Origin of the sequence: Arthrobacter sp. E44 (assembly GCF_041877125.1) — a bacterium.
Lineage (GTDB): Bacteria > Actinomycetota > Actinomycetes > Actinomycetales > Micrococcaceae > Arthrobacter.
Genome location: NZ_JBHDJA010000036.1, coordinates 1 through 25,403, shown reverse-complemented (window position 1 = coordinate 25,403; position 25,403 = coordinate 1). Strand labels below are relative to the sequence as shown.

General features: G+C 63.2%; 21 protein-coding genes and 1 pseudogene. 10 read left to right on the top strand and 12 right to left on the bottom strand.

Features of this window, described 5'->3' with window-relative positions:
- From ACETK3_RS20495 to ACETK3_RS20485, 3 genes and pseudogenes are all read right to left on the bottom strand, one after another.
- A pseudogene (locus ACETK3_RS20495) lies at positions 1-163 on the bottom strand (NAD-dependent succinate-semialdehyde dehydrogenase); the annotation flags it as partial.
- 185 nt (positions 164-348) lie between these two features.
- Positions 349-1,209: an alpha/beta fold hydrolase gene (locus tag ACETK3_RS20490; protein WP_236802390.1), complete on the bottom strand. Its 861-nt coding sequence runs from the start codon at positions 1,207-1,209 to the stop codon at positions 349-351.
- 18 nt (positions 1,210-1,227) lie between these two features.
- Positions 1,228-1,635: a hypothetical protein gene (locus ACETK3_RS20485; protein ID WP_373993513.1), complete on the bottom strand. Its 408-nt coding sequence runs from the start codon at positions 1,633-1,635 to the stop codon at positions 1,228-1,230.
- Positions 1,636-1,851: 216 nt separating this feature from the next.
- On the opposite strand from ACETK3_RS20485, the gene ACETK3_RS20480 reads away from it, so the two are divergent.
- Positions 1,852-2,787: a LysR family transcriptional regulator gene (locus tag ACETK3_RS20480; protein WP_236802387.1), complete on the top strand. Its 936-nt coding sequence runs from the start codon at positions 1,852-1,854 to the stop codon at positions 2,785-2,787.
- 82 nt (positions 2,788-2,869) lie between these two features.
- Here the strand turns inward: ACETK3_RS20480 and trxA are convergent, their stop codons facing one another.
- From trxA to dnaK, 6 genes are read right to left on the bottom strand one after another with little or no spacing between them, the layout of a single operon-like run.
- Complete coding sequence (trxA, locus tag ACETK3_RS20475) at positions 2,870-3,298, bottom strand: thioredoxin (protein ID WP_373993512.1); 429 nt, start codon at positions 3,296-3,298, stop codon at positions 2,870-2,872.
- Positions 3,295-5,931 (bottom strand): ATP-dependent chaperone ClpB, encoded by a 2,637-nt coding sequence (clpB, locus tag ACETK3_RS20470; protein ID WP_237430307.1) that lies wholly within the window; start codon positions 5,929-5,931, stop codon positions 3,295-3,297. Before clpB ends, trxA begins: the two co-directional genes overlap by 4 nt.
- On the bottom strand, positions 5,928-6,242 hold the full coding sequence (locus ACETK3_RS20465; protein ID WP_306971475.1) for a chaperone modulator CbpM: 315 nt from the start codon (positions 6,240-6,242) through the stop codon (positions 5,928-5,930). Before ACETK3_RS20465 ends, clpB begins: the two co-directional genes overlap by 4 nt.
- Complete coding sequence (locus ACETK3_RS20460; RefSeq protein WP_373993511.1) at positions 6,239-7,174, bottom strand: DnaJ C-terminal domain-containing protein; 936 nt, start codon at positions 7,172-7,174, stop codon at positions 6,239-6,241. The genes ACETK3_RS20465 and ACETK3_RS20460 overlap by 4 nt, the downstream gene beginning before the upstream one ends.
- A complete protein-coding gene (locus ACETK3_RS20455; RefSeq protein ID WP_237430305.1) occupies positions 7,167-7,709 on the bottom strand; it encodes a nucleotide exchange factor GrpE in 543 nt (180 codons plus the stop codon). Before ACETK3_RS20455 ends, ACETK3_RS20460 begins: the two co-directional genes overlap by 8 nt.
- A gap of 8 nt (positions 7,710-7,717) precedes the next feature.
- Positions 7,718-9,634 (bottom strand): molecular chaperone DnaK, encoded by a 1,917-nt coding sequence (gene dnaK / locus ACETK3_RS20450; RefSeq protein WP_373993510.1) that lies wholly within the window; start codon positions 9,632-9,634, stop codon positions 7,718-7,720.
- A gap of 329 nt (positions 9,635-9,963) precedes the next feature.
- Between dnaK and ACETK3_RS20445 the strand changes: the two genes are divergently transcribed.
- From ACETK3_RS20445 to ACETK3_RS20420, 6 genes are all read left to right on the top strand, one after another.
- Positions 9,964-11,667 carry a PucR family transcriptional regulator gene (locus tag ACETK3_RS20445; RefSeq protein ID WP_373993509.1) on the top strand — a complete coding sequence of 568 codons (1,704 nt, stop codon included), beginning with the start codon at positions 9,964-9,966 and terminating at the stop codon, positions 11,665-11,667.
- A 319-nt stretch (positions 11,668-11,986) separates the two neighbouring features.
- Positions 11,987-12,856: a S1C family serine protease gene (locus tag ACETK3_RS20440; RefSeq protein ID WP_373993508.1), complete on the top strand. Its 870-nt coding sequence runs from the start codon at positions 11,987-11,989 to the stop codon at positions 12,854-12,856.
- A 65-nt stretch (positions 12,857-12,921) separates the two neighbouring features.
- Positions 12,922-13,494 (top strand): HdeD family acid-resistance protein, encoded by a 573-nt coding sequence (locus ACETK3_RS20435; RefSeq protein ID WP_373993507.1) that lies wholly within the window; start codon positions 12,922-12,924, stop codon positions 13,492-13,494.
- A 283-nt stretch (positions 13,495-13,777) separates the two neighbouring features.
- Positions 13,778-14,041, top strand: coding sequence for a UBP-type zinc finger domain-containing protein (locus ACETK3_RS20430; protein WP_237430301.1), 264 nt, complete (start codon positions 13,778-13,780; stop codon positions 14,039-14,041).
- Positions 14,042-14,065: 24 nt separating this feature from the next.
- Entirely contained in the window at positions 14,066-15,796 is a 1,731-nt protein-coding gene (locus ACETK3_RS20425; protein ID WP_373993506.1) for an FAD-dependent oxidoreductase, read from the top strand.
- A 102-nt stretch (positions 15,797-15,898) separates the two neighbouring features.
- Complete coding sequence (locus ACETK3_RS20420) at positions 15,899-17,008, top strand: hypothetical protein (RefSeq protein ID WP_237430299.1); 1,110 nt, start codon at positions 15,899-15,901, stop codon at positions 17,006-17,008.
- Positions 17,009-17,122: 114 nt separating this feature from the next.
- Here ACETK3_RS20420 and ACETK3_RS20415 read toward each other — a convergent pair whose 3' ends face one another.
- Entirely contained in the window at positions 17,123-17,758 is a 636-nt protein-coding gene (locus ACETK3_RS20415) for a TMEM175 family protein (RefSeq protein WP_237430298.1), read from the bottom strand.
- Between the two features lie 156 nt (positions 17,759-17,914).
- Positions 17,915-18,226, bottom strand: a complete 312-nt coding sequence (locus tag ACETK3_RS20410; protein ID WP_236802361.1) for a putative quinol monooxygenase — start codon at positions 18,224-18,226, stop codon at positions 17,915-17,917.
- A gap of 314 nt (positions 18,227-18,540) precedes the next feature.
- Here ACETK3_RS20410 and ACETK3_RS20405 point away from each other — a divergent pair, with 314 nt between their 5' ends.
- On the top strand, positions 18,541-19,758 hold the full coding sequence (locus tag ACETK3_RS20405) for a DDE-type integrase/transposase/recombinase (RefSeq protein ID WP_237430297.1): 1,218 nt from the start codon (positions 18,541-18,543) through the stop codon (positions 19,756-19,758).
- A gap of 333 nt (positions 19,759-20,091) precedes the next feature.
- Here ACETK3_RS20405 and ACETK3_RS20400 read toward each other — a convergent pair whose 3' ends face one another.
- Positions 20,092-22,671 carry an ATP-dependent Clp protease ATP-binding subunit gene (locus ACETK3_RS20400; protein WP_373993505.1) on the bottom strand — a complete coding sequence of 860 codons (2,580 nt, stop codon included), beginning with the start codon at positions 22,669-22,671 and terminating at the stop codon, positions 20,092-20,094.
- A gap of 353 nt (positions 22,672-23,024) precedes the next feature.
- On the opposite strand from ACETK3_RS20400, the gene ACETK3_RS20395 reads away from it, so the two are divergent.
- Complete coding sequence (locus ACETK3_RS20395; RefSeq protein WP_373993504.1) at positions 23,025-23,654, top strand: DUF1345 domain-containing protein; 630 nt, start codon at positions 23,025-23,027, stop codon at positions 23,652-23,654.
- Between the two features lie 369 nt (positions 23,655-24,023).
- Entirely contained in the window at positions 24,024-25,172 is a 1,149-nt protein-coding gene (locus tag ACETK3_RS20390; protein ID WP_236802356.1) for a glutathione-independent formaldehyde dehydrogenase, read from the top strand.
- Positions 25,173-25,403: the final 231 nt, after the last annotated feature.

Below are 25,403 nucleotides of genomic sequence, written 5' to 3'. Positions count from 1 at the left end.
CCTCGGGGCCGGCGTCGGCAATGCTCAGCAGCACCTTCCCGGTAGCGGGATCCTCGACGTCGAACGTCTTGCCCGAAGCGGCGTCGCGCCACTCACCATCGATGAGCAGCCCGGTGGGAACCGAGGCCAGCAGGGCGCCTTCACGCTGGGCGTTTATTGACATCGTTCTATCTCCAAGGGTTTCAAGGAAGTCGTGGCGGTGTGCCGCCAACCTTCAGCAGTTTGGTGCGGGCGGGCCGCCAGAATCAGGGTATGAGGACATTCAAGGCTTCTGGTGCTCTTGTCCCTGTTGAGGTGGCGTCGGTGCCGACCCGTCTGGTCGGCACCGACGCCTAAGGCGGGAACCGGCTAGGCCAGGACGCTGGTCTTAGTACGGATCAGGTCCAGGGCCTGAACGAGGTACCCCTTGAAAACCGGGTAGTTCTCGCTCATCGGGAAGTGCCCGATAGCCTTCATTTCGATGAACTCCGCGCCCGGGATCTGGCTGGCGGTGCGGGCTCCGTCTTCAGGGGTGGTGAGGTAGTCGTATTCGCCGGTCATCATGACCACTGCGCATTTGTCGGTCTGGATTTCGCCCAGTTTGCCGCGCAGATCGTGGTCCACCGAGTAGAAGTACAGGTCACCCTTGAACGCCTCGGAGCCCTGGGTGTAGTAGAACCACGTTTTCCAGCGGTCCGCCTCGGGCGATTGGGGGGCCATGAGGTCCCAGGTGCCGCTGCCGCACACCTGAGCGGCGTTGGCGTGCGGGTGCTGCCACCAGTCGAGGTAGAACCCCGGTGAGTAGTCTGCCCCCTCTACGGGGATGACGGCCGCGAACCTCTCCGGGGATCGGTGGGCGAGCTGCAGCGCGATGTTGCCGCCGAAGGAGGATCCCATGAAGATGGGGTCAACCAGTTCCAGTGCATCGACGAGAGCGATGATGAAGTTGGCGTAGTGGTCCGCGCTGAGCTGGTACTCCTCGGTCCACCACTCCGTGTTTTCAGGGGGGTCCGATTTGCCGTGGCGGGGAAGGTCGTAGGCGATGACGCGGTAGTTGGCGGTGATCTCCGGGTCCTCCAGCAGGCCGCGCCACTGATGGTTGTGGGCTCCGGCGGTGTGCTGGCAGACCAGGGGCTGGCCTTGGCCGTTTTCGAGGTAGAAAACCTTGTATTCAAGGCCGTCCACGTCGACGGTGACGTAGTGGCCGGTGACGGGGGAAATTTTACTCATGTCAGTAACTCCTATGGTCTAGACGGGTGCGCCGGTGGAGCGCAGCAGTTCGATCTGGCGGGTGATGCAGCGCAGGTTCTGCATCAGGACCAGGACCTCGCCTTCCAGCTTCATGTCCCGCTGGAAAGTGGCGGCCCAGATGCCGTGGTACATGGGAGCGGGGACGGGCTTGCCGAATTCACCCCAGGTGTGGGCACTGGCCCGGATGGCGAACTGGTAGGGCACCTCAATGGGTCCCGGGTCCACGGAAATCTGGGCGATGGTGCCCGATACCACCCGGACAACAAAGGTGTGTGTCTCCATGTCCAGGAGGTAGGAGCAGGTGAAGTACTTTCCGTGGGCCTGGATTTCCGGGTCCTGGTTGTTGGCCTCAGTGAAGCTCTGAACCCAGGATTCTACGGAAGGGGCACGTGTTGCGACCGTCATGTCATTGTTCCTCTCGTTGGACTCGCGGAGGGTCGGGCTTCTCTGCCCGAGCCTCGGAAGCGTGGTTCCTGGAGTGCTTGGTGGCTATCTCCGTTGGCAACCCTTCGCTGTTTCCATTGCAGCCCCCGCAACCCCGACCGGTCCAATACCTGTGCCCTATCCGTCAATAGGCCGAAACTATTGGACCCCGATTGTGGCGGAGCCTACAGTTGAACGATGCAGCAGCCACAGCTAGACCTGCGCGTACTGCAGTACTTCGTCGCCGTTGCGGAAGAACTGCATTTCGGGCGAGCCGCTGCGCGGCTCCATATCGCGCAGCCATCCCTCAGCGTGCAAATACGGAAGCTTGAACATGCCCTTGGCACTCCCCTGCTGCTCCGGACCAGCCGCAGCGTCTCCCTGACCAGTGCCGGGGATGTCCTCATGGGTGAAGCCAAGCGTCTATTGGCCGCCGCCGAGCGTGCCGTTTCGCTGACGCGTGAGGTGGCCAGCGGGGTGCGGGGCACCCTCATAGTCGGCTTTCAGGCCAACGCGGCTGCCGAGCTCACGCCGCGGATCCTCTCCGCTTTCAAGAACAACCACCCGGAAATCCACGTCCAGATGAGGTCGTTCGATTTTGCCGACCCCACTGCGGGGTTGGCCGACGGAAGTGCCGACGTGGCCTTTGTGCGGCCGCCCCTGCCCGCGGCTGACTGGCTCGCCATGGAGACACTGTTCGTTGAGCCGCGCGTCCTCGTAGTTGCCAGCAGTTCCCGCTTTGCCGGGCTGTCTGAGGTTTCCGTGGAACAGGTCGTTGATGAGTCCTTCGTCGCCCGCAAGGCTCCGGATAAGTGGAGGGATTTTTGGCTCGCAACCCAGGCCCGCGGAGGACAGCCGGTCCGTATGGGCACTCAGGTAGCTACTGTTGACGAGTGTTTCGAAGCCATCATGGGTGAGCGGGGCATTGCATTCACGCAGGCATCCACCCAGCGTTTCTATGACCGTCCGGGGCTATCATTCATACCGGTCAGGGATGTCCCGCCTTCTCCGCTGTCCATTGCATGGCGGACGGATGTCAACGACGGGCTGGCACGTGAGTTCGTGGAGACCGCCCGGACGTTGGCCTCCTTCGGAGGTGTCCCGAACCTCGTCGACTCCCGGCTGACCGCCTAGCTATCCCTCTTCGCCCCAGTCCAATTGGTGCACTGACTATGCCAGTGCACTAGCCGCCCCCCCGTCGTCCGCTGTTTTTGTGTTACTTCGTGAGTGCATCTTCAAGCCAGGACCTCAGGACAGGGGCGGGAGCTGCCCCCGCCTGCCTCGCGACGATCTTGCCGTCGACTATGACCATCAGCGTTGGCACCGCCTGAATGGCGAATCTGGCGGAGAGCTGCGGCGAGTGATCCACATCGACCTTGACAAGTTTGATTTGCCCCGCGCGTTCGTGCGCCAACTGGTCCAGCACCGGGCTCACCATCCGGCAGGGTCCGCACCAGACCGCCCAAAAGTCCACCATCACCGGAATGCCGGACCGCTCAGCAATTTCGCCGAAGTCGTCGTCGCCGGCTTCAACTACCCAGGGGAGCTCCCGGTGGCAATTCCCGCAGCGCGGCCGCCCCTCCGCGGCAGCCGGAACGCGGTTGGACTTGCCGCAATGGGGACATTTGATGACAGCCTTGTTCATGGGGTTCCAGCCCCCTCCAGCTCCCTCTCGCTGTAGTCAACCACGAGTTCCCCTCCGGACGCGGTCACCGTGACCACTCCGCCTTCGGCGATACTGCCGCGCAGGAGGGCCCGGCCCACCTCCGTTTCCACCACACGGGAGATAAAGCGGCGCAGCGGTCGCGCCCCGTAGATCGGATCGAAGCCGCGTTCGGCTATCAGTTGGCGTGCCTCCTCGGTCAGGCGCAGCTCGATTTGCTGCTCGGCGAGCCGCTGCCGCAACTGGTGAAACTGCAGGTCAACGATGCGCTCGATTTGCGGCAGTCCCAGGGGTGCGAACAGGACGGTGTCGTCCACGCGGTTGAGGAACTCGGGACGGAAATGGCCCCGGAGCTCCCCCATCACCAGGCTCCGTGCCTGCTCGGTGACCGTTCCGCCCTCAGTGGAACCCTCAAGGAGATATTGGGAACCGATATTAGAGGTCATGATGATCACGGTATTGCGGAAATCAACGGTGCGGCCCTGCGAGTCCGTAACCCTGCCGTCGTCCAGGACCTGCAAAAGGGTGTTGAAGATGTCCGGGTGGGCCTTTTCCACCTCATCGAAAAGCACCACCGAGTACGGCTTGCGGCGCACGGCCTCGGTGAGCTGGCCACCCTCGTCGTAGCCGATATAGCCCGGAGGGGCACCCAATAGCCGGCTCACGGTGTGGCGCTCCTGGTACTCGCTCATGTCCAGCCGGATCATCGCGTTCTCACTGTCGAAAAGGGCAGCGGCAAGGGCCTTGGCGAGTTCGGTCTTCCCGACGCCGGTCGGCCCCAGGAAGATAAACGAGCCGATGGGCCGACGCGGATCCCGTATACCGGAACGTGCGCGGATGATGGCATCCGTAACCGCACTGATTGCTTCTTCCTGACCGATCACACGGGCGCGCAGGATCTCGTCCAAATGCAGGACTTTCTCACGTTCGCCCTGCTTCAACCGTGCCACCGGTATGCCTGTCCAGGCCGCGACGATGTCGGCGATCTCATCCTCCGTCACCACCTCGCGCAGCAGGCGTTTCTCCCCCTGTTTCGCGGTCAGCCGCTCCTCCTCAGCGGCCAACCGCCGCTCGAGGTCGGCAATCCTGCCGTAACGCAGTTCCGCCGCCCGGTTGAGGTCGTAATTCCGCTCAGCTTCTTCAGCCTCCTGCCGCGCCCGCTCCAGTTCACTGCGGATTTCCTGCAGCTTGTGGATCGCCTGGCGCTCGGATTCCCATTGGGCCCGCTTCGCGTCGGCCTCCGCGCGCAGGTCCGCCAATTCACGCCTCAACTCCTCGAGCCGGGTCTTGCTTGCCGGATCGGTCTCCTTGGAGAGAGCCGCCTCTTCTATCTCAAGCCTTGTGACCCTCCGGGTTAGCTCATCCAGTTCCGCCGGCATCGAATCAATTTCCGTCCGCAGCCGGGCGCACGCCTCATCCACGAGATCGATGGCCTTGTCCGGAAGGAACCGATCAGTGATGTACCGGTGGGAAAGGGTGGCCGCAGCCACGAGAGCACTATCCTGAATCCGTACGCCGTGGAAGACCTCAAGCCGCTCCCGCAGCCCACGAAGAATGGAAATGGCGTCCTCGACGTCGGGTTCCTCAACCAGTACCGGCTGGAAGCGCCGTTCCAGTGCCGGATCCGACTCGATGTGTTTGCGGTATTCATCGAGGGTGGTGGCACCGATCATGTGCAGTTCCCCGCGGGCCAGCATTGGCTTGAGCATGTTCCCGGCGTCCATCGACCCCTCGCTCGCTCCTGCCCCGACGACGGTGTGCAGCTCGTCGACAAAGAGCAGAATCCTTCCCTCCGCCGCCAAGACTTCGGCGAGCACCGCCTTCAGCCGCTCCTCGAATTCGCCGCGGTACTTGGCACCTGCCACGAGTGCGCTCAGGTCAAGCGAGAAGATGGTCTTGTCCTTCAGCCCTTCCGGCACATCCTGGCGGACGATCCGTTGGGCCAGTCCCTCCACAATGGCTGTCTTACCGACGCCTGGCTCCCCGATCAGTACCGGGTTGTTCTTGGTCTTGCGCGATAGGATCTGCACGACCCGCCGGATCTCGGCGTCGCGGCCGATGACCGGATCCAGTTTTCCTGTGCGGGCGTCCGCCACCAGATCACGGCCGTATTTCTCCAGCGCCTCGTAAGTCTGCTCCGGTGTAGCCGAGGTGACGCGCTGGTTTCCGCGTACCTGGGTCAGGACCGAGAGGAACGCCTCACGGGTGATGCCGTGCTCGGCCAGCACCCTGCCGGCCGGGGTTGACCGGCCTTCCTCCGCCAGCGCGACCAGCAGGTGTTCCACCGAAACGTACTCGTCCTTAAGCCGTTTGGCTTCACGTTCGGCGGCATCCAGGAGTGCGCCCAGCCTACGGCTCACATACACCTGGCCCGGGGCCGCCCCCGGGCCGGTAACCTTCGGCTTGCGCCGCAGCTCCACTTCCACCGCGCTCTTCAGCTCGTCCACGTCCACCTGCATGCCCACGAGCAGCCGGGGAACGAGGCCTCCCTCCTGCTCCAGCAGGGCCAGCAGCAGGTGTTCGCCGTCGGTTTCAGTGTGCCCGTTGCGTTGGGCAATCCGTTGAGCCTCGGCCAAGGCCTCCTGCGACTTTTGCGTCAAACTCTCCATGTTCATCGTGAAGCTGTCCCTTCCACCTGCGTAATTTCAACCAGTCGCCGTTCAAGCGAGTCGACCCGCACCAACAGATCGAGAACCAGCGGTATTGCCGCGTAGTTCAGCGACAGCTCCGAATGAAGTCTCATGACACGGGCTATGAGGTCCGGGGCCCGAGGGCTGAACCAAGGTCCGTCCGGGGCATTGCCCAAGGGCCGGATCAGATCCAGGTCTACGAATCGCATGACGACGTCGGGGTGGACGCCGCTGATGCGTGCCACCGCCTCTAGATTCAGGCGCCACGGATAAGCGAGCGGATATGTTCGGCTCATAGAAGCCCCTCCCTCGGGTGAAAGTCGGAGACGGCGTCAAGCTGCTCGTACAGTTGCCGCACCTTGCTGCTCAGCCGCGGGGGCACCATGATCCGGATTTCCGCGTAGAGGTTCCCCGGCTGGCCCCTCGGGTCGGGCATGCCCTGGCCTCGAAGCCGGAGCCTGCGCCCGCTGGAAGATCCCTCGGGAACGGTGATGGTGACCGGTCCGGCAGGAGCGTTGACTTTGATCTTGGCCCCCAGGGCGGCTTCCGACGGGGTGACGGGAAGGTCGAAGTGAATGTCCCGGCCCTTGAGCCGGTACCTGGGGTCCGGTTGGATGCGTACAGTCAGGAAGAGATCCCCCGGCGGACCCCCTTCACGGCCTGCGGCGCCCTCCCCTGCGAGGCGGATGCGCTGGCCGTCCAGCACGCCGGGAGGTACGTCCACGTCATAATTCCGCGTTTCGCCATCCGGCTGGGCCAGGCGGACCGTGCGCCGTCCGCCACGAATCGCCTCTTCGAGAGTCAGCCGAAGCTCGGCTTCGTGGTCCGCCCCGTGCGCCGGGCCGGTTGCCTGCTGCCTGATCCAGTCGCCGAGCAGGTCCTCCCAATCGACGTCGCCACCCATATCGACGTTGACGTTGCCGTACCCGCTGCGTCCCGGCCTCGGGCCCGGCCTAGGGCCGCCGGCCCCCCAGCGCGGGCCGCCTCGGGCCGGACCGGCACCACTGTATTGTTTGTAATCCGCACCGAAGCGGTCGTACCGCGCCTTCGTTTCGGGATCCGAAAGCGTGCTGTACGCCTCGCCGATTTCCTTGAACCGGTCCGCCGCGTCCGGCTCACGATTGACGTCCGGATGGTATTTTCGCGCCAGCTTGCGGTAGGCGCGCTGGATTTCCTTGGCGTCCGCCGTGCGGGAGAGACCGAGAACGGAATACGGGTCCTCAGCCATGGTCAGGGTTCACCGCCCGGCTAACAACGACGGCGGCTGGCCTGAGGGTGGTGTCCGGACCACCGTAGCCCGGACGCAGTACGGTCAGCACAGTCCCGGGCGGAGCCTCGTCCGTTTCCGAGACACTGACCACCTCGTGAATCCGTGGATCGAAAGGGACGTTTTCGGCGTCGATCCGCGGATAGCCCAGGCGGGCCAGGGTATCTATGGCTTGGGACCGAATGGAGGCTACGCCGTCAGCGAGGGGATCCCCCTCAGACGGGGCGTGAGCCAAGGCCAGTTCGAGATTGTCCAGGACGGGCAGCCACTCTAACGAGACCGCTGCACGTTCCTGCGCCCTTAGCTGTGCCCCGTCCCGGACGGCGCGCTTTCGAAGGTTGTCCGCGTCGGCCAGCGCGCGGCGCCACAAGTCTTCCATTTTGGCCAGCGCATTGGCGTGGGCGGTCGCCTCGGCTTCCCTCTCATCGCGTGCGGCGGCTTCGGCCTCGCCACCTCCTGGATGGGCCTGTCCAGCCTGCCCCGCCTGGTCGCTCATGGCCGTTCCTAGCCACGGTCGAATTCTGCATCGACGATGTCATCGTCCTCCGCATCGGTGGAGGCGCCGGGCTGAGGCGAGGATCCCTGGCCTGCCCCTGCACTAGCCGAGGATGCCGCCGAGGCAGCCGAGGCAGCCGAGGCACTTAGCGCCGACTGTAGCTGCTGAAGCTCGGAAATCAGCTCCCTCGCGGTGCCAACATCCGCCTGGTTGCTGACGGCGTCGCGCGCCTGCCCTACCAGCAGCTCCGCCCGGGCCTTGTCGTGTGCCGGGACTGCGTCGCCAAGCTCGTTCACGGCCCGCTCAACGCGGTAGGCGACCGCGTCGAGTTCGTTGAGAGTGTCGATCCGCTCCCGGTTCTGTAGGTCTTCGCTTCGGTGGGAATCGGCCTCGGCAATCATGCGCTCCACTTCCTTGGCGTCAAGGTTGGAGCCTTCGCTGATAGTGATGCCCTGTTCCTTGCCCGTGTCCTTGTCACGCGCGGTGACGTTCAGAATGCCGTTGGCATCGACGTCGAACGTGACCTCGATCTGCGGTTCTCCCCGGGGCGCCGGCCGGATATCGGTCAGCTGGAACCGGCCCAGCACCCGGTTATCCGCCGCCAGTTCCCGCTCCCCCTGCAAGACCACCACGTCCACGGCCGGCTGATTATCGTCAGCTGTGGAGAAAACCTCGCTGCGCCTTGCGGGGATGGTCGTATTGCGCTCAATGATCTTTGTCATTACGCCGCCTCGTGTCTCGACGCCCAGGGAAAGCGGCACAACGTCCAGGAGCAGGACGTCCGAGACCTCGCCCTTAAGCACGCCGGCCTGGATCGCCGCACCGATAGCTACGACCTCGTCCGGATTGACACTCATGTTGGGATCTTTGCCGCCGGTCAAACGCCGGACAAGGTCCTGTATCGCGGGAATGCGGGTGGAGCCACCGACCAGAATTACTTCGTCGATGTCGTTAGCTGTAACCTTGGCGTCCGCCATCGCCTGCTTAACCGGGCCCATGGTGCGTTCCACCAGGTCGTGGGTGATATCTTCAAAAACGGAACGCCGAACGGTGGTCGTCAAATGCTTTGGACCCGTGGCGTCCGCAGTGACGAAGGGAAGGTTGACCTGGGCCTGGGTCACCGAACTCAGCTCTACCTTCGCTTTCTCGGCCGCCTCGAACAGGCGTTGCAACGCCTGCGGGTCCGAGCGCAGGTCGATGCCCTCCTGCTTCTGGAATTCGTCGGCCAGGTAATCAACAAGGCGGCGGTCAAAATCGTCTCCGCCAAGGTGCGTGTCACCTGCCGTAGAGCGAACCTCCACAACTCCGTCCCCCACGTCCAGCAGGCTTACGTCAAAAGTTCCGCCGCCAAGGTCGAAAACCAAAACCGTCTCATGCTGACGTTTGTCGATTCCGTAGGCCAGGGCCGCTGCAGTCGGTTCGTTGATGATACGCAGGACTTCGAGCCCGGCAATCCTGCCCGCGTCCTTGGTTGCGGTGCGCTGGGCGTCGTTGAAGTACGCAGGGACCGTGATGACGGCCTCCGTCACTTTTTCGCCCAGCTGCTTCGCGGCATCGTCCACCAGCTTGCGGAGAACAAGCGCACTCACCTCTTCGGGTGCTATTTTCTTGCCCTGAACCTGGAAACGCGCCAGTCCGTTGTCATCCGCCACGACGTCGAAACTCACGGCCTTGGCTTCATCCGTGATCTCGTCAGAGCGTCGGCCGATAAACCGCTTGGCCGAGGTAATGGTTCCTTTGGGATTGAGAATCGCCTGCCGGCGAGCCAGCTGCCCCACCAGCCGTTCCCCGCTGTCCGTATACGCCACAACGGAGGGCGTGGTCCGGGCTCCTTCTGCATTGGGTATGACGCGGGCTTCCCCGCCTTCCCAGACGGCGATCACTGAGTTGGTTGTTCCAAGATCAATTCCTACTGCTTTGGCCATGACTCGCTCCGGTCCTAGTGGGCGCGACCCCGTCCTGTGGCGACGCCGCCCGAGATTCCACCGCATGATTCCACGCCCCTGTCCCTGCCTGGCCGCGAGGCTCGAAGGGCTTTGTCATGGGGCCTTACAGGGTTGAGTCTGCCCGCGGAAGGGAAGGACGGCATGACCCTCGAAGGTCCAAATATCCTCAGGGGAACTGACCTAGCAGGATAGGGTCCGCAGGCGTAGGCTCGAAACCGAGGGATGATTCTGAATCCGCCGCCACACATCTCGCTACACGCATCTCGCCACGAGTCCTTAGCTGCGCACAGAGACTGCAGGTCAACTGAATGTCCGATCGATTAGCGGCCGACGAGATCCTCGGCAAGGCCATACACTCTGTATCGGCACTGGGATTCTGCCATGTAGCAGCTTCCTATCTTGTGGTGGATGGTCACCTGCTTCCTGGCCCGAACCAGGCGCCGACCGCCCAGGACCACGACATCCGCCAGCTCAAAGGCTGGGATGCCGAACTTCCTCCCGCAAGTCCGGGCTGGCGGTACGCGCTCTCGACCTTTGGCGACAGTGGAGAACTGAACGGGTGCCTGGTCCTGCATGCCCATACGGTTCCGAGTCTGGCGCAGATGATCGAGCTGCACGCAATGGCCGGAACATCCGCCCCCGGCGCAGTCGAGGAAACCGCGGGAGCACATCAGCAGGAGCGCCTTGGCCCGCTCCCCCATCCGCCCGGTGTTGACGATCGCTTGCGAATCCTGTCTGCAGCGGTGCTGCGGCTCGAAAACCGAACATCGATCCAAAATGCCCTGAATGGCACTCTCACAGCCCCCCTGGGACAAATGAGCTCCCGGGAGTCCCTTCTGGCGGAAGTGCTGTCCGTGCTGACGGGACGTCCGGTCTGCACTGAGGACGGATTCGGCAATATCCGCGCCGCGGCCGGTACCAAATCCGGCCGCCCCTACCCTCGGCCCAGCGCGGCTGACAGGTCGCGGACGGCACAACTCTGGCTCGCCTTCGGATTGCCGGTCCAGGAACCCCAGGGACTCGTGGCGCTGGTTTTGCTGGACAGGGACGTGCTGGGGGCAATGTGCTTGCTCGAGAACGGCAAGCCGTACACGGCCGAGGACGTCTTCGCCTTGGAGTATGGAACGCGGCTGTTGCAGGTGGAGTTGGCGCACCGGCGCAGCATTGCCCAGCTGGAACTGAAACTGGGGCGCGACCTGGTGTATGAACTGGTGTCAGGCATGGATGAAGAAGCCGCGGCCGCGCGTGCCGGGGCATTGGGATACGACATCACGGGCCCGCATCACGTGGTCGTCGCCCAGTGGCAACCGCCAAGAACGGACGACTCGATCGTGATCGCCCTGCGCAGGGCGCTGCGCGAACTCCAAACCCCTGCGCTCGTTTCACGGCGTTCGGACGTAGCACTGGCCGTGGTCTCCGGTGATCCGCTCAATACCGAGCTCTTTAACGTTGCGGCGAGGACTCTGCGCAGCGCCACCGGGGCCATGGGCATCGGAGGTCCGAGCCGCGATGTCAGCCAACTCCCCCGCTCCTACGCCGAGGCCATGCGTGCGCTGCACATCCGGGTCCACTCCATCGACCAGTACGGGCTCACGCGCTACGACCAGCTGGGGATCTACCGCATCCTTGACATGCCCGGCAGCGAAATAGACCTCTCCGGCTACGTCGCGGAGTGGCTGGGTGCGCTGCAGTACAACGATGCCCGCAGGGGATCCGACCTGGTACGCACCCTGGCGCAATACCTGGATCATGGCGGCAACTACGACGACACAGCCGACAGCCTCGCGATTCACCGGAGCACGCTCAGGTACCGGCTCAAGTCCATCCGGCAGATCACCGGTTTTGACCTTGCCGACCCCGAAACCCGCCTCAATCTGCACGTCGCCACCCGCGCCTGGCGCCTACGTCCCCACGGACGCCCGGAAGCATCGCACGGTTCAGACCAAACGCGGCACGGAAGCACGCAGCTGCCTCGGATTGACCTGGGGGACCCAAAACCGGACGGTTTTTAGGCGTCCCGGGGCCATGCGGGCGCGGTGACGGCGGAGGAAACTCGGACTGGTACACGTCGCCACAGACACCCGCAGAAGGCAACTGGAATCCAAAATGAGTATGAGCAGACCAACGACCGTCGAGGGCGATGCCCCGCTCCCGTCGCCACTACGCAGGAGGACGTGGCCCGCCACTCTCGGCGCCGGATTACTCATAGTCGGGTCAGCGTGCACCGGCTCACCAGCCGCTCCAACATCGCAATCCCCCAGCAGTGGAGATTCCAGCGGCGGAGGGGATCTTTCAGCCGTTCCCGCGATCGTCAGAGAAGTTGAGCCCTCTGTGGTCACGATCCAGACATCAGGCGGCATCGGCAGCGGGGTGGTCTACCGCAGCGACGGCACCATCGTCACGGACGCCCACGTGGTGGAGGACCAGCAAAAGGCGCCGTTCAAGAGCATCAGCATCCACTTCGCGGACGGATCTCAGGCGGCGGCCACCGTCGTCGGTGTTGACGACCCAACCGATGTGGCAGTGGTGAAAGCCGACCGTGGCAACCTTCCGGCCGCCAAGTTCTCGACGGCACTACCCGAAGTTGGGCAACTGACAGTTGTTATTGGCAGTCCGCTGGGGCTGGAGCAGACCGTCACGGCGGGCATCGTTTCCGCACTTCACCGCAATATGCCACCGTCAGAGGGATCGCCGCAGGGACTTATCGACCTCATCCAGACGGACGCGCCCATCTCCCCGGGCAATTCGGGTGGAGCAGTGGTCAACAGCAATTCCGAGATCATCGGGCTCTCGGAAGCCTATTTGCCACCCAGCTCGGGGGCCGTGTCGATCGGGTTCGTCACTCCCGCGGCGACCGTGATCGACGTGGCGGACCAGATACTGAAGAGCGGTGTGGCCTCGCACGCTGTCCTTGGGATTGTTCCCACCGACATCTCTCCTGAGGTCGCAAGCCGCTTTGGCCTTCCCAGAACGTCTGGCGCGCTGGTCATCGAAGTTGTCCAAGGAGGACCGGCGGCCAAAGCGGGGCTGCAGCCAGGAGACATCATCACCCAGTTCGACGGGCAGAAGATCGACAGTGTGACCGACCTTCTGGCCGCCCTACGCAAAAAAGACCCGGGACAGCAGTCCGATGTCGAGCTCCAGCGCGGGAAAGACACAAAGACCGTGAAAGCCACTTTGGGGAGCACAGGAAAGGAATAGGGCTGTTCGTACAGCCCGACCATCAAAGTCACGAATAACCCATTTCCAGAAACAGAGGTCTGGCCATGTCCGACGCATTGACGAAAGAATTGCATAAGGGATCAGGAAACACGTTGATTATCAGGGGCATCGCAGCCGTCCTGTTCGGCATTTTGGTTGTCGTCTGGCCCGGCGTCTCCATACTCGCACTGGTGATCCTCTTCGGAATATACGCATTCATTGACGGCATCACGAACATCGTGCACTACGTCAGGCACAAGGGGCGCCGGTCCGCTTGGCAAATAGTGGGCGGGGTCATTTCCGTGCTCGCGGGTCTCGCCGCCTTCTTCTGGCCGGGCATTACCGCCCTTTCGCTGGCGCTCGTCATCGGGGCGTGGGCCGTCATTCTCGGTGTCTCCCAGATAGCACAGGCCTTCGAAGTAAAAAAGACCGACGAACAATGGTGGCTCTGGCTGATCACAGGCATCGTCACCACTCTCTTCGGCCTCTTCCTGGTCATTCTTCCCGGCCCAGGCATACTTGGTCTCCTGGGGCTGCTCGCTTCCTTCGCGATTCTGTTCGGAATACTTCTGATTGCCACCGGAATTGACCTGCGGAGGAGGGGTGAAAACCCCATTGGAAAGCTCGCTGCGGGCTAGAAGAATTCCCACGTCCAGTTTCACTACTTGGGCGCTTACGCCAGCGGATTACATTCCGGAACAACGACGACGGCACAAGCGTCCCGCCGTTGGGTTACCTGCCCCGCGCGGGTCTGCCCAACACATCACTTCACTGGCAAACCAATGAGCCGGGTAAATTGCCCGGTGCCCGGCTGCCCGCGCTGGTCCGGTGTTTTCAATTCCGCCGCACAATGCCGACGGCACACTCAGTGCGGGCTTTTCCGGAGGCCGATTTCACGGCCGGAGCGAGGTAGGAGCCAATATGATTCCTGGAATCCGTGATCCGCATCTCGGACAGATCCGTCCGGTTCGCGTGCGCACACCGCAGGGCTGCGAGGAATGCCTGGCTTTAGGCACTCCCTGGGTGCACCTGCGTTTGTGTCTGACCTGCGGCCACGTGGGGTGTTGTGATTCCTCACCCATGCGGCACGCCCGGGCTCACGCCACTGAATTGCATCCAATCGTTCGTTCCCTGGAGCCCGGCGAAGACTGGCGCTGGTGCTATCCCCATGAGGCATTTGTCTAGGACGCGGAAAGGTGGAGCCGACTGATGGAACCTGTGACGGACTCGACTCTGATCGAAACACCGGATATCTCCGGCGCCTATCCACGGCTCAGCCAGGCCCAGATCGAATTGCTTAGCCGTGCCGGCACCAGACGGGATACCTCCGCCGGGGAAGTCCTCATATACGAGGGACACATCGACGCTGACTTCTTCGTGATTCTGCAGGGTAAGGTACTGGTCGTGGAGGGGCTGCACGCCGACGGTGAAGGACAGCCTGCTGGGCCGGGCCGCGGGACGCGGATACTCGAAGTTCACGGTCCCGGACGTTTCCTCGGGGAGCTGGGCCTGGTCGAGGGGCAGCCGGCCTTTGTCAGCGCAGTGGTAGCCGAGGCGGGAGAAGTGCTCCACATCAGCGGAGACGATCTGCGCCGCATGGTTTTAACGGACGCCACGGTGGGAGAGACCATCCTGCGGGCATACCTTCAGCGCCGGATCCTCCTGATCAGCGCAGGCGCGGGCATCCGCATCGTCGGGTCCCGTTTCAGCCGTGACACCCTTCGGCTGCTTGATTTTGCAGCAGCCAACCGCCTGCCCCACCGCCTGGTCGATCTGGAGGATGACGAGCAGGCACAGGCGATCCTGGACCGGGCTGGAATCCTTGCCAGTGACCTGCCGGCGGTGGTGCTGAACGCTTCGCATGTCCTAAAGAACCCGTCCAACGCGGAGCTGGCCCTTGCCTTGGGCCTGCGGGCGGTGAAGGAGCATTCTGCCTCGTACGACCTTATGGTGATTGGGGCCGGTCCGGCCGGTCTGGCGGCCGCCGTGTACGCGGCGTCCGACGGCTTGTCGGTGGTCCTCAAGGAAGGGCATGCGATAGGTGGGCAAGCCGGCACGTCACCACGGATTGAGAACTTTCTCGGCTTTCCCTCCGGAATCTCGGGTGGGGAACTCACTGAAAGGGCGATCATGCAGGCCCGAAAGTTCAAAGTCCAGGTCAACGTCGGCTGCCAGGCACACTCCATCACATTGCGGGACGGTGAATTTCGTGCCGAGTTCGACGAGAGCGGTCCTGCTTCATCACGTGCCGCGCTCCTCGCCACCGGGGTTCACTACCGCCGCCTGCCAGTCCCCCGGCTGGAGGAATACGAGGGAATCAGCGTCTTCTACGCCGCCACTGTCCATGAGGCCAGGCTCTGTGGAACCCATCCCGTGGCCGTCGTCGGTGGCGGGAACTCCGCCGGCCAGGCCGCCCTTTTCCTGTCTGGTATGGGAACACAGGTGCGGCTGGTGGTGCGCGGGGAAGACCTCCGGGCGGACATGTCAGGGTACCTCGCGGATCGAATCGAGGAGCACCCCGGCGTAGAGGTACTGCTGGGGGCGAATATCGTGGGCCTGGTTGGTTCAGACACCCTCGAACGTATCGTCGTAGATCTGAATGCCACGGGCGAACAACGGAGTTTCCCCTCGCGATACCTCTTCATTTTCATTGGAGCCAAGCCGCACACAGAATGGCTGCAGGATACCCTGGCCCTGGATGACCACGGCTTTGTTCTCACCGGGGCTGACCTCGAAGACCTTCCTGCCGGGTTCAGCCATCTGGGCCGCAGGCGGCTGCCCCTGGAAACCAGCGTGCCTGGCATGTTCGTGGCCGGCGATGTCCGGCATGGATCGGTGAAACGCGTAACGGCGGCCGCTGGTGAAGGCTCAACAGCAGTGGCAATGATCCACGAGCACCTGCGCCTCCTCCGGGATGGACCGTCCGGGGCGCGTCAGTGAAGGACAGCGCGGCCCGGCCTTGACCGGCCGCATAGTTCACGACGGCCGCATTCATTTTTGCCGGTCGAAGACCATAGACACATTGAACCGTAGGAGGCCGGGGTGCCAGAAAATCCAGGTGACGCGCCCTCTTCCGGTGACCGCAAGTTGGGGGTGCTCGCAGAGCCCGAGGTCACCGCCGAGTTTGCCGAGCGTAACGGCCGCGAAGTGGGCCATCTGCTCAACCTTGCCGACGAACGCCACAACTGGTCCGTTGTGATCGAGTACCGGGACTTCACGGCTGGCAATGGGTTGACGCCGATGTTGGACTCTTTGGTGAAACACCGGGTCCGCCGTTCATGGGATGTCATGGTCTGCCTGACCGATCTTCCGATTCGTCTTGACGGCCGGACTGTGGTCGCGGAAGTGGCGCTTGGGGAACCGATCTCCCTGGTTTCTTTGCCCGCGCTCGGCGCCGTCAACATCGACCGCCGGGTCCGCGCTGCCGTCACCGACCTCGGCTGGGCGATGCATCGCCACTTCGATCCCGAGGATGACGCCGGGGAGTTCGGTCCACCCTCGCTACACCAATCGCGGCGCGTTGAGACCGCGGTTCTTGACGAGGGGCCGATTGGGTTCCGCTACCTGTCAGCAACCCGTCTAGGGCGGGGACGGTTGCTGGCAGGCATGCTGCGGGCGAACCGTCCCTGGCGGCTGGTCTTCGGATTGAGGAGCGCAATGGCCGCAGCGATCGCCACAGGCGCCTTTGCACTTGTCACGGACACCATCTGGCAACTCGCGGACCTGCTGGGGGCGCCGAGATTGACGCTACTGACGGTCCTTTCGATCAGTACGATGGTGTTCTGGATCATCACCCAGCACGATCTATGGGAAAGCGCGCGTCGAGACGGTCTCCTCGAGAGATACAAGGCTTCCCTCTACAACACCTCTACGGTGTGGTCGTTGACGATCGGCGTCGTTATCAGTTACGTCCTGCTATTCGTCGCCGTGCTGCTGGCCGCGGCCTTCACCATCGACGACGGCCTGTTGGCGCAGACCCTGCAACACCCAGTGTCCGTTTGGGACTTCGCGGAAGTCGCTTGGATGACGACATCGGCGGCGCTCATCGGTGGTGCGTTGGGCTCGGGATTCGAGTCAAAGGATGACATCCTACGGGCGGCGTACGGCCAACGGGAACGTCATCGTCGCCAGTCTGCCGACGAAAGCGAATAGCCGGCCCGGCCCTCATGCGGGCTGGGGAGCGGTTCCGGTGGCCTTCAGGAGCATTTCCGCTGGGTGTATTCAGACGTGATTCAGCACCCTGGGCGGCTCATGCCTGTCTTTGGTCTACAGACCTCGGAGGAAGGTGGGCCGGTGCTCGAACCCGTGGCTGGTGAGGCCGTAAAAAACGGGCAGGATCACGAAAATCACCGATGCCACCAGCGGATGGACCACGACACCTACCGTTCCCGCCGCGAGGTACAGCACGACGCCGGCCACAGCACGCGGCCGCTCGCGTGCGAAGTAGTAATCCTCCACCTCCTCCTCGGTGAGCTCGGGATGCCGCGCCAGGTGCGAAAAGAACACCCACCATGACAGGCACAGCAGTGCCCCGATGATCGCATACAGCGCGACGGCGACCCGTTCGTCGGTCAGGTTTCCCGTCTTGGCTGTATCGATGATCACCGCTGTGGGCCAAGGTAGGAGCGCGAGCGTCGCGAGGATTCCCAGGTTGGCCCAGTGCAGGCCGATGTCCATCTCCCGGATTCGGGTGAAGGCGGATTTGTGGTTGAGCCAAATTACGGCGAGGTAGATGTAGGAGGCCGCGTACGCCAGGTATGTCGGCCATTGACCCAGCAATCCCGCCAGCAACCCCCCGGGCTCGGTCTCTGGCGGCTGGAGTTCAAGTACCAGGAGCGTGATGACGATCGCGATAACGGCGTCGCTGAACGCCTCGGCACGGCTGGTGTCTGAACGTGTCACCCTCTGCTCCTATGCCTGGGCATCAGTTGGCCCTCCTGCCCGGCGCTTTTGCTGCCGGGCGACCTCTGATGAAAGCAGTTACCGAATATCGCTCCAGAGCCACGGGCTACAGATGTGCGGAAGCAGCATGGTGCGGCTGTGACGGCGGGGAGGCCTTTATCCGTCTTCGCCGGGCAGCTTGTACGCGAGCACGTCGACGTTCTGTATGTTCGGTTCCGCGCTGAACAGCTCTGCTCCCTGAGCAGCAAGTGCTTGCCCGACACCTCCTGCCAGATGGGTCCGGCGGGCCTCGTCGTCCGGAAACACGTCGAAGACCCCGAAAGTCGATTCGTCGAACTGGAGGGCGAACCAGGCGCGCGTGCCCTGCTCCTGTTCGACCACCGCGCGTGCGCTGCGGAGGAAATCCGCGACGTCCTTCTCCTTGCCGGGCTTGGCCTTCAAAATCACCGACAACGCAACCTCAATCATGCCCCCTCACCCGGCCCGATTTGGCGGATTCCGTACTGCACGACAGTTTTCATGGCGGGCCTCCTTGGAGCGGTACTGCGGGTGGGATGGTGCTGACCGAGCTTGGCCTCGTGGCACCTCCTCAACCTGTCGAGGGAGCGGCGCGACGCACTGCCCAGTCTCCCAGTGATTGTCGGCCACCACAAGGGACCGCGTTGACTCATCAAAGATGCCCGCGTAGCGGTATTCGAGGAATCATCTGAGAATGCCCGCGTAGCGGCGTGTCCGCCGGGTTGGTGTCCGCCGCTTCGGCAGTGTGAGCCATGGAGCTTTCGATGAGTGAACGCAGGGCTGTCACCAAGGCGGTTGCCACCCGTTATGCCCGCTCGGACCGGGCGGGTAAGAAGCAGGTGCTCGACGAGTTGTGCGCGACGACGGGCTGGCACCGGGACCATGCCCGGAAAGCGTTGCGGCTGGCGCTGGTGCTGAAGCCGGTCCGGCCCCGGACTCCGCGGGCTCCGCTATACGGGGAGTCGGTGATCGACTCGCTTCGGTTCTGCTGGGCGGTACAGGGTACCCCGTGCGGGCGATTGCTCGCGGCCGCGCTGCCGGACCTGGTGCCACGCCTGCGCCGGTTCAAGGAGCTGCAGATCGACGACACCACGGCGGCGCAGTTGCTCCGCATCGCACCGGCGACAATTGACCGCCGGCTCAAGCCTGGCAGGGCAAAACTCAATCCCCGGGGCCGATCCCACACCAAGCCGGGGACCCTGCTGAAAGACTCCATCCCGATGCGGACCTGGGCCGAATGGAACGACGCGGTGCCGGGCTTCGTCGAGATAGATCTGGTCGGCCACGAGGGTGGCAACAGCAGGGGCGAATTCTGCTTTACCTTGGATATTACCGACATCGCCACCGGCTGGACCGAAACGCGCTCGGTCAGGAACAAGGCCCAGAAATGGGTCTTTGCCGCCATCAAAGACGCGACCGCCGCGTTCCCGTTCCCGATCCTCGGCATCGATTCCGATAACGGCTCGGAGTTCATCAACTGGGAGCTGCTGGCCTGGTGCGAGCAGGAGAACCTGACATTCACCCGGTCTCGATCCGGGAACAAGAACGACGGCGCGCATGTGGAACAGAAGAACTGGCACATCGTCCGTCAGACCGTCGGCTACCACCGCTACGACACTGCCGCCGAGCTCGAACTGCTGAACCGGATCTGGGCGCTCCAGCGGCTGCTGACGAATCATTTCGGGCCGCAGCAGAAGCTCCTGGCGAAGGTCCGGACCGGCGCGAAGATCAGCAAGACATACGACCGGCCCGCGACCCCGTTCCAACGCGTTCTGGCCGACACCGGCACCGTCTCCCGGGAGGTGAAGACTCGACTACGGCGGGAAAACAGACCCCTGAACCCGGCCGCCATCCAACGTCAGATCCAGGCACTTAGCGCCGAACTGCTAACCCTGACCACCGCGAAACAGAGCACCAAACCCCAACCCGTCATCCGGGCAAAACCCAATGATTCCACGAACCAACCTAGGCGGGCATCTTGACATGATTCCCCGGGGGGACGATTCCTTTTGCCAACGCACTGGATGCAGGCGGCAGTGCCGAGGCACGGCGTCTGGTGGGCAGGTGCTTTTGTTACAGGCCTCACGGTGGGTCGCATCATGGAGATGGGTGGCCACATCTTCCACGTGCGCGAAGGCTGCGCGCCCTCGAGGCCGTTCATTCCGCGCTGGGGCCGGAGAGTCACTGCCGTGCCCGTACAAACTATGTAAGGGACGCGGTGCGTAGCGAACCCGAACGGGCCAGCAAAAAGCCGGGTACACAGGATGTCACTGTGTACCCGGCCTGGGTCCGGAGCTGCCGCTGCCGGCGACGGCTTACGCCGCCAATGGCATCGCCTCACGGCCTGCCTCGACGACGAGCGACTGCCCGTCGACCGAGACGGCCACCAGGTCGCCGGACTGGAGGTCCGACGCCACAAAGAGATCCGCAATCCGGTCGTCCAGCTCACGCTGTATCACGCGGCGCATGGGCCGGGCTCCGTATTCGGGCTCGTAGCCATGTTCGGCGATCCAGTCGACGGCCGCTTCGCTGACCTTCAGGGCGATGCCCTGTGACTGCAGGCGGGTTTCCGTCTGGTTCAGCATCAGCCGGACGATCCGGCGCAGCTGCGCCTGGTCCAGCTTGCGGAACAGGACGATCTCGTCGATGCGGTTGAGGAACTCCGGCCGCATAGTCTCCCGCAGCCGGCCCAGCACCCGGTCCCGCAGCGCCTTCTCCGAGCCGTAGCCGTTGGCCTCGTCGGCCTTGGATACAAAGCCCATGGCGCCGCCCTTGCTGGCCAGGAACTCCGAGCCGAGATTGGAGGTCATGATGATCACGGTGTTGCGGAAGTCGACTCCGCGGCCCTGTCCGTCGGTCAGCCGCCCGTCGTCGAGCACTTGGAGGAGCAGGTTGAACACGTCCGGGTGGGCCTTCTCCACTTCATCAAGCAGCACAACGGAGTACGGGTTACGACGGACGCGTTCCGTCAGCTGCCCGGCCTCGCCATAACCGACATAGCCCGGAGGGGCTCCGACCAGCCGGCTTACGGTGTGCCGCTCGCCGAACTCACTCATGTCGAAGCGCACCATAGCATTCTCATTTCCAAACAAAGACCCGGCCAGCGCCTTGGCGAGCTCTGTTTTGCCCACACCCGTGGGGCCGAGGAACAGGAAGCTGCCGACGGGCCTGCCCGCATCCCCCATGCCGGTGCGGCTACGGCGGACCGCCTTCGCGATCAAAGTCACGGCGTCGTCCTGCCCGACGATCCGCTGATGCAGGTCATCCTCGAGCCTGGCCAGGCGTTCCCGGTCGTCTTGGGTGAGCCTGCTGGCCGGGATCCCGGTGGACCGGGAGACGATTCCTGCAATTTCCGCTTCATTGACGATGTTCTGGACGCCGTCGGACTCCCATGCGCTGGAGCTGGTCGCGGAGAGCTTCCGGTTCACCTCTTCGATCTCATCCCGCAGTCTCGAGGCCTCTTCATAGCGTTCTGCGGCGGCCGCGTCGTTCTTGGACTTCTCCAAAGCGACGAGCTTCTCGCGCAGAACATCCATGTCGGGCCGCGAGCCGCGTTTGAGGCTCAGCCGCGCACCTGCCTGGTCGATGAGGTCGATGGCCTTGTCAGGCAGGAAACGGTCGGTCACGTAGCGTGCGGAGAGTTCGACGGCGGCACGGATCGCCTCGTCCGTGTAGCGGACGCCGTGGTGTTCCTCGTAGCGTCCACGCAGGCCGTCGAGGATCTGCACTGCGTCCTCGACGCTGGGCTCGCCGACGTGTACGGGCTGGAAGCGGCGTTCCAGTGCCGAATCCTTCTCCAACTGACGGTATTCGTTCAGGGTGGTGGCGCCGACGAGATGAAGTTCCCCACGGGCCAGGCGCGGCTTGAGGATGTTTCCTGCGTCCATGCCGCCTTCCCCCGCGCCGCCGGCTCCAACCACGGTATGGAGTTCGTCGATGAACAGGATAATTTCCCCGGTACGTGAAGCCACCTCGTCCATCGCCTTGGTCAGGCGCTGCTCGAAGTCACCGCGGTATCGCGTCCCGGCCAACATGGCCGGCAGATCCAGGGCAACCACACGCTTGCCGCGCAGCTGTTCGGGCACGGTGCCGGCGACGATCGCCTGGGCCAGCCCTTCGACAACCGCGGTTTTGCCCACGCCGGCTTCCCCGACCAGGACCGGATTGTTCTTGGTGCGCCGGGCGAGGATCTCGATGGTCTGCTCGATCTCGGCACTTCGGCCGATTACGGGGTCCAGGCCGCCTTCGCCCGCGCGCTGCGTGAGGTCGATGCCGTAGGTATCCAGGACAGGGGTGTCAGACGCATCGGCGGCTGCCTGCGACCGTGCGGGCCCTGCACCAGCCGGTGCGGACGCCGGCACCGCGGACTGCCCCCGCGGGCCGGACTGCAGGGACTCCGGCGTCACTCCGGCCGCTGCAAGCACCTGACCGGCCGGAGCCTCCTGGTTGACGACGAGGGCGAAGAACACGTGGTCAGGATCGATGTACGTTGAGCCGAATGCCCTGGCAACCTGGTAGGCGTCCAGCAGGGCGCGCTGTGCCGACGGCGTCAGGGCCAATGCCGTTTCCGCCCTGGCAGTTGCCTTCTCCGGAAGACGTTCCTCGGCGGCTGTGGCGATGGCACCGGGCTCCGAGCCCGCGTGGCGGATATAGTCGGCGGCCGGTTCCCGCTCGACGATGACACGCAGGATGTGCAGCGCATCCACGTGGACATGACCGTAGTTCGCGGCGAATTCCGCGGCGCGTGCAAGCACCTCGTGGGTGCGCCGGCTCAGGAGCCGGGTGATGTCCATAGGTTGCCCGTTCCGGGCCCCGCGTTGGCCCTGCAAATAACGGGCAAGGAATTCGTCGAAGGAGCCGTTACTGAACTCCGCCGGTCCGAATGATGAAGCCATGAAACCTCCGTTGGAAAGTTGAGTGTACTTGACTCAACTTTGGGGAATGGTATTTATTCCCGGTGCAGTGGTGTCGCTACGACCCGGTGAAAGCCATGCGTCCCGGCATCTGGCTGCAGCCCATGCTCAACGTGCTATTCCGCGCCGGATCACTTCTGGTCATCGTCCGCTGAAATCAACCCTGAAGGACCCGCGCATGTCCGCGTACGATGGGGCACAATGAACCCCCGGTTCCTTGTGAACGCAAAGAAATCCGTAGGTCCAGAGATATTCCGTGATGTTGAGATCCGCTCTGACCCAAGCGGTGGACCGTCGGACCCCTTCACGGCCATCGAACTGGAGGGTAAGTCTCAATGTCACATATAGATCGCAAGGCTCTGATCTCAGCCATCATTGGTCTCGTTGTCGCGCTTGTTCCGGCGTTGCTTGGCGCTCCGGAACTCGCGCCCTTGATCGGGTGGTCTGTCGCCGGCTGCGTCTTCCTGGCCTGGGCGTGGACCAAGGCGTGGCCTGCTGGTCCGGAAGCCACGGGCGAACTCGCCCGCCAGGAAGGCAAGTCTCGACGGCTCGTCGACTCCCTCATCACAGGTGCGACATTTGCCAGTCTCGTTGCGGTTGTCTTTGCACTGATCCGCAGCCAACAGAAGGATCCCATCGGCGTGGCGGCAGCGATCCTTGCTGCTCTCGGCGTCGTGCTCGCGTGGTCGCTCGTCAACACTGTCTACGCCTTCAAGTACGCTCGGATGTACTACCACGACGACCACCATCGCTTCAGCTTCAATCAAAACGAGGACCCGTCGTACAGCGACTTCGCCTACGCAGCCTTCTCCATCGGCATGTCATACAACGCCAGCAACGTGAACGAGTCATCCACCCCCTCCCGCAGGATCGCATTGGGGCACGCACTGCTCTCCTACTTCTTCGCCACCTTCGTGGTCGCAGTAGCGATCAACCTCGTCGTCAGCCTCGGCCAGTCCGGTTAACTGCGAAACATATACCCACGTGGCAGCCTAATCCTGCACGTGCCGCGTAACGATCCAGCACGGTGCAAACGTGGGAACGGACAGCGTGAAGCAGCACCCGCCGAAATTGTTGCACCCTCTTACCCCTCGACATCCTTTACTAAGGGTGCTTAGCATTGGGTCCGGTATTTACTATTTCGCGAAGTGGCTTGCCCGCCAGGATTTCCAGTGCAGTGAGCCACCTTGAATCCTGGGCCTCCCGCCCGTATGGGCGGACTCAGAGGTCCTTTCCTATCCCGCTCCCCCGTGATGTACGAACACGTACCTGGGTGCCGCGCGCCCTGGAGTGCATTTGTGCTGCCCCGGGCGGACTTTGGAAAAGAGCGAACAATGAAGGCTGTAGTTTACAAAGGACCCAACGACGTCAGTGTCGAGGAGATCCCCGACGCCAAAATTGAGCACCCCGCCGACGTGCTGGTGCGCATCACCTCAGCGAACATTTGCGGCTCCGACCTGCACATGTACGAAGGGCGCACCAGTTTTGAACCGGGCCGCTCCTTCGGGCACGAAAACCTGGGCGAGGTGGTGGAGGTCGGCCCTGCGGTCAGCAAGGTAAAAGTGGGCGAACGGGTGGTCCTGCCATTCAATATCGCTTGCGGATTCTGTAAAAACTGCGAACGCGGCTTCACGAACTACTGCCTGACGATGCAGCCTGAACCGAAGCTCGCCGGCGCCGCCTACGGTTTCGCGGACATGGGCCCATACCAGGGCGGACAGGCTGAGTACCTGCGCGTGCCGTACGGTGACTTCAACTGCCTGCGCCTGGGCGAGGACGCGGCGGAGAAGGAACTCGACTATGTCATGCTCGCTGACATCTTCCCCACGGGCTGGCACGCCACAGAGATGGCCGGTGTATACCCGGGCGACTCTGTGGTGATTTACGGCGCCGGTCCGGTCGGGTTGATGGCTGCCTACTCGGCCATCATCAAGGGCGCCGGCAAGGTCATGGTGGTGGACCGCCACAGCGACCGGCTCAAGCTCGCGGAGGAGATCGGCGCCATTCCTGTTAATGATTCCGAAGTAGACCCGGTCGAGTTCGTCAAGGACCAAACCATGGGCTTCGGTGCAGACCGGGGCTGTGAATGCGTTGGCTACCAAGCGCACGATCCGGGCGGAACTGAACATCCCAATATGACATTGAACCGGCTTGTGGACTCCGTGCGGTTCGTCGGCGGCCTGGGCGTGGTGGGAGTTTTCCTGCCCCAGGACCCGGGAGGCCCCGACAAACTTGAGCAGCAGGGCCAGATTGCCTTCGACTATGGAAACTACTGGTTCAAAGGACAAACCATGGGCTCAGGCCAGTGCCCGGTCAAAAAATACAACCGGGCCCTGCGTGACCTCATCGCCGGCGGAAAGGCCAGCCCGTCCTTCATCGTCAGCCACGAGCTGCCGCTGGACCAGGCCCCCGAGGGCTACAAGAACTTCGACAGCCGCGAAGACGGCTGGACAAAAGTCGTCCTTCACCCGGCCGGAGCATGAGCATGCGTGCAATGGTGTACCGAGGCCCGTACAAGATCCGGGTCGAAGAAAAAGACATACCAAAAATCGAGCACCCCAACGATGCGATCGTAAAAGTCAGCAAGGGCGCCTGTCAATGGCCATTACGTTCTGCCCATGGGCGGCCAGTTGATGTGCCCGCTGGTGGCCAGTAAAACTGCCCGGTTATGGCCAACAGATCTGCCCACTGATTCGTTTCGGCGGGGTCGGCCA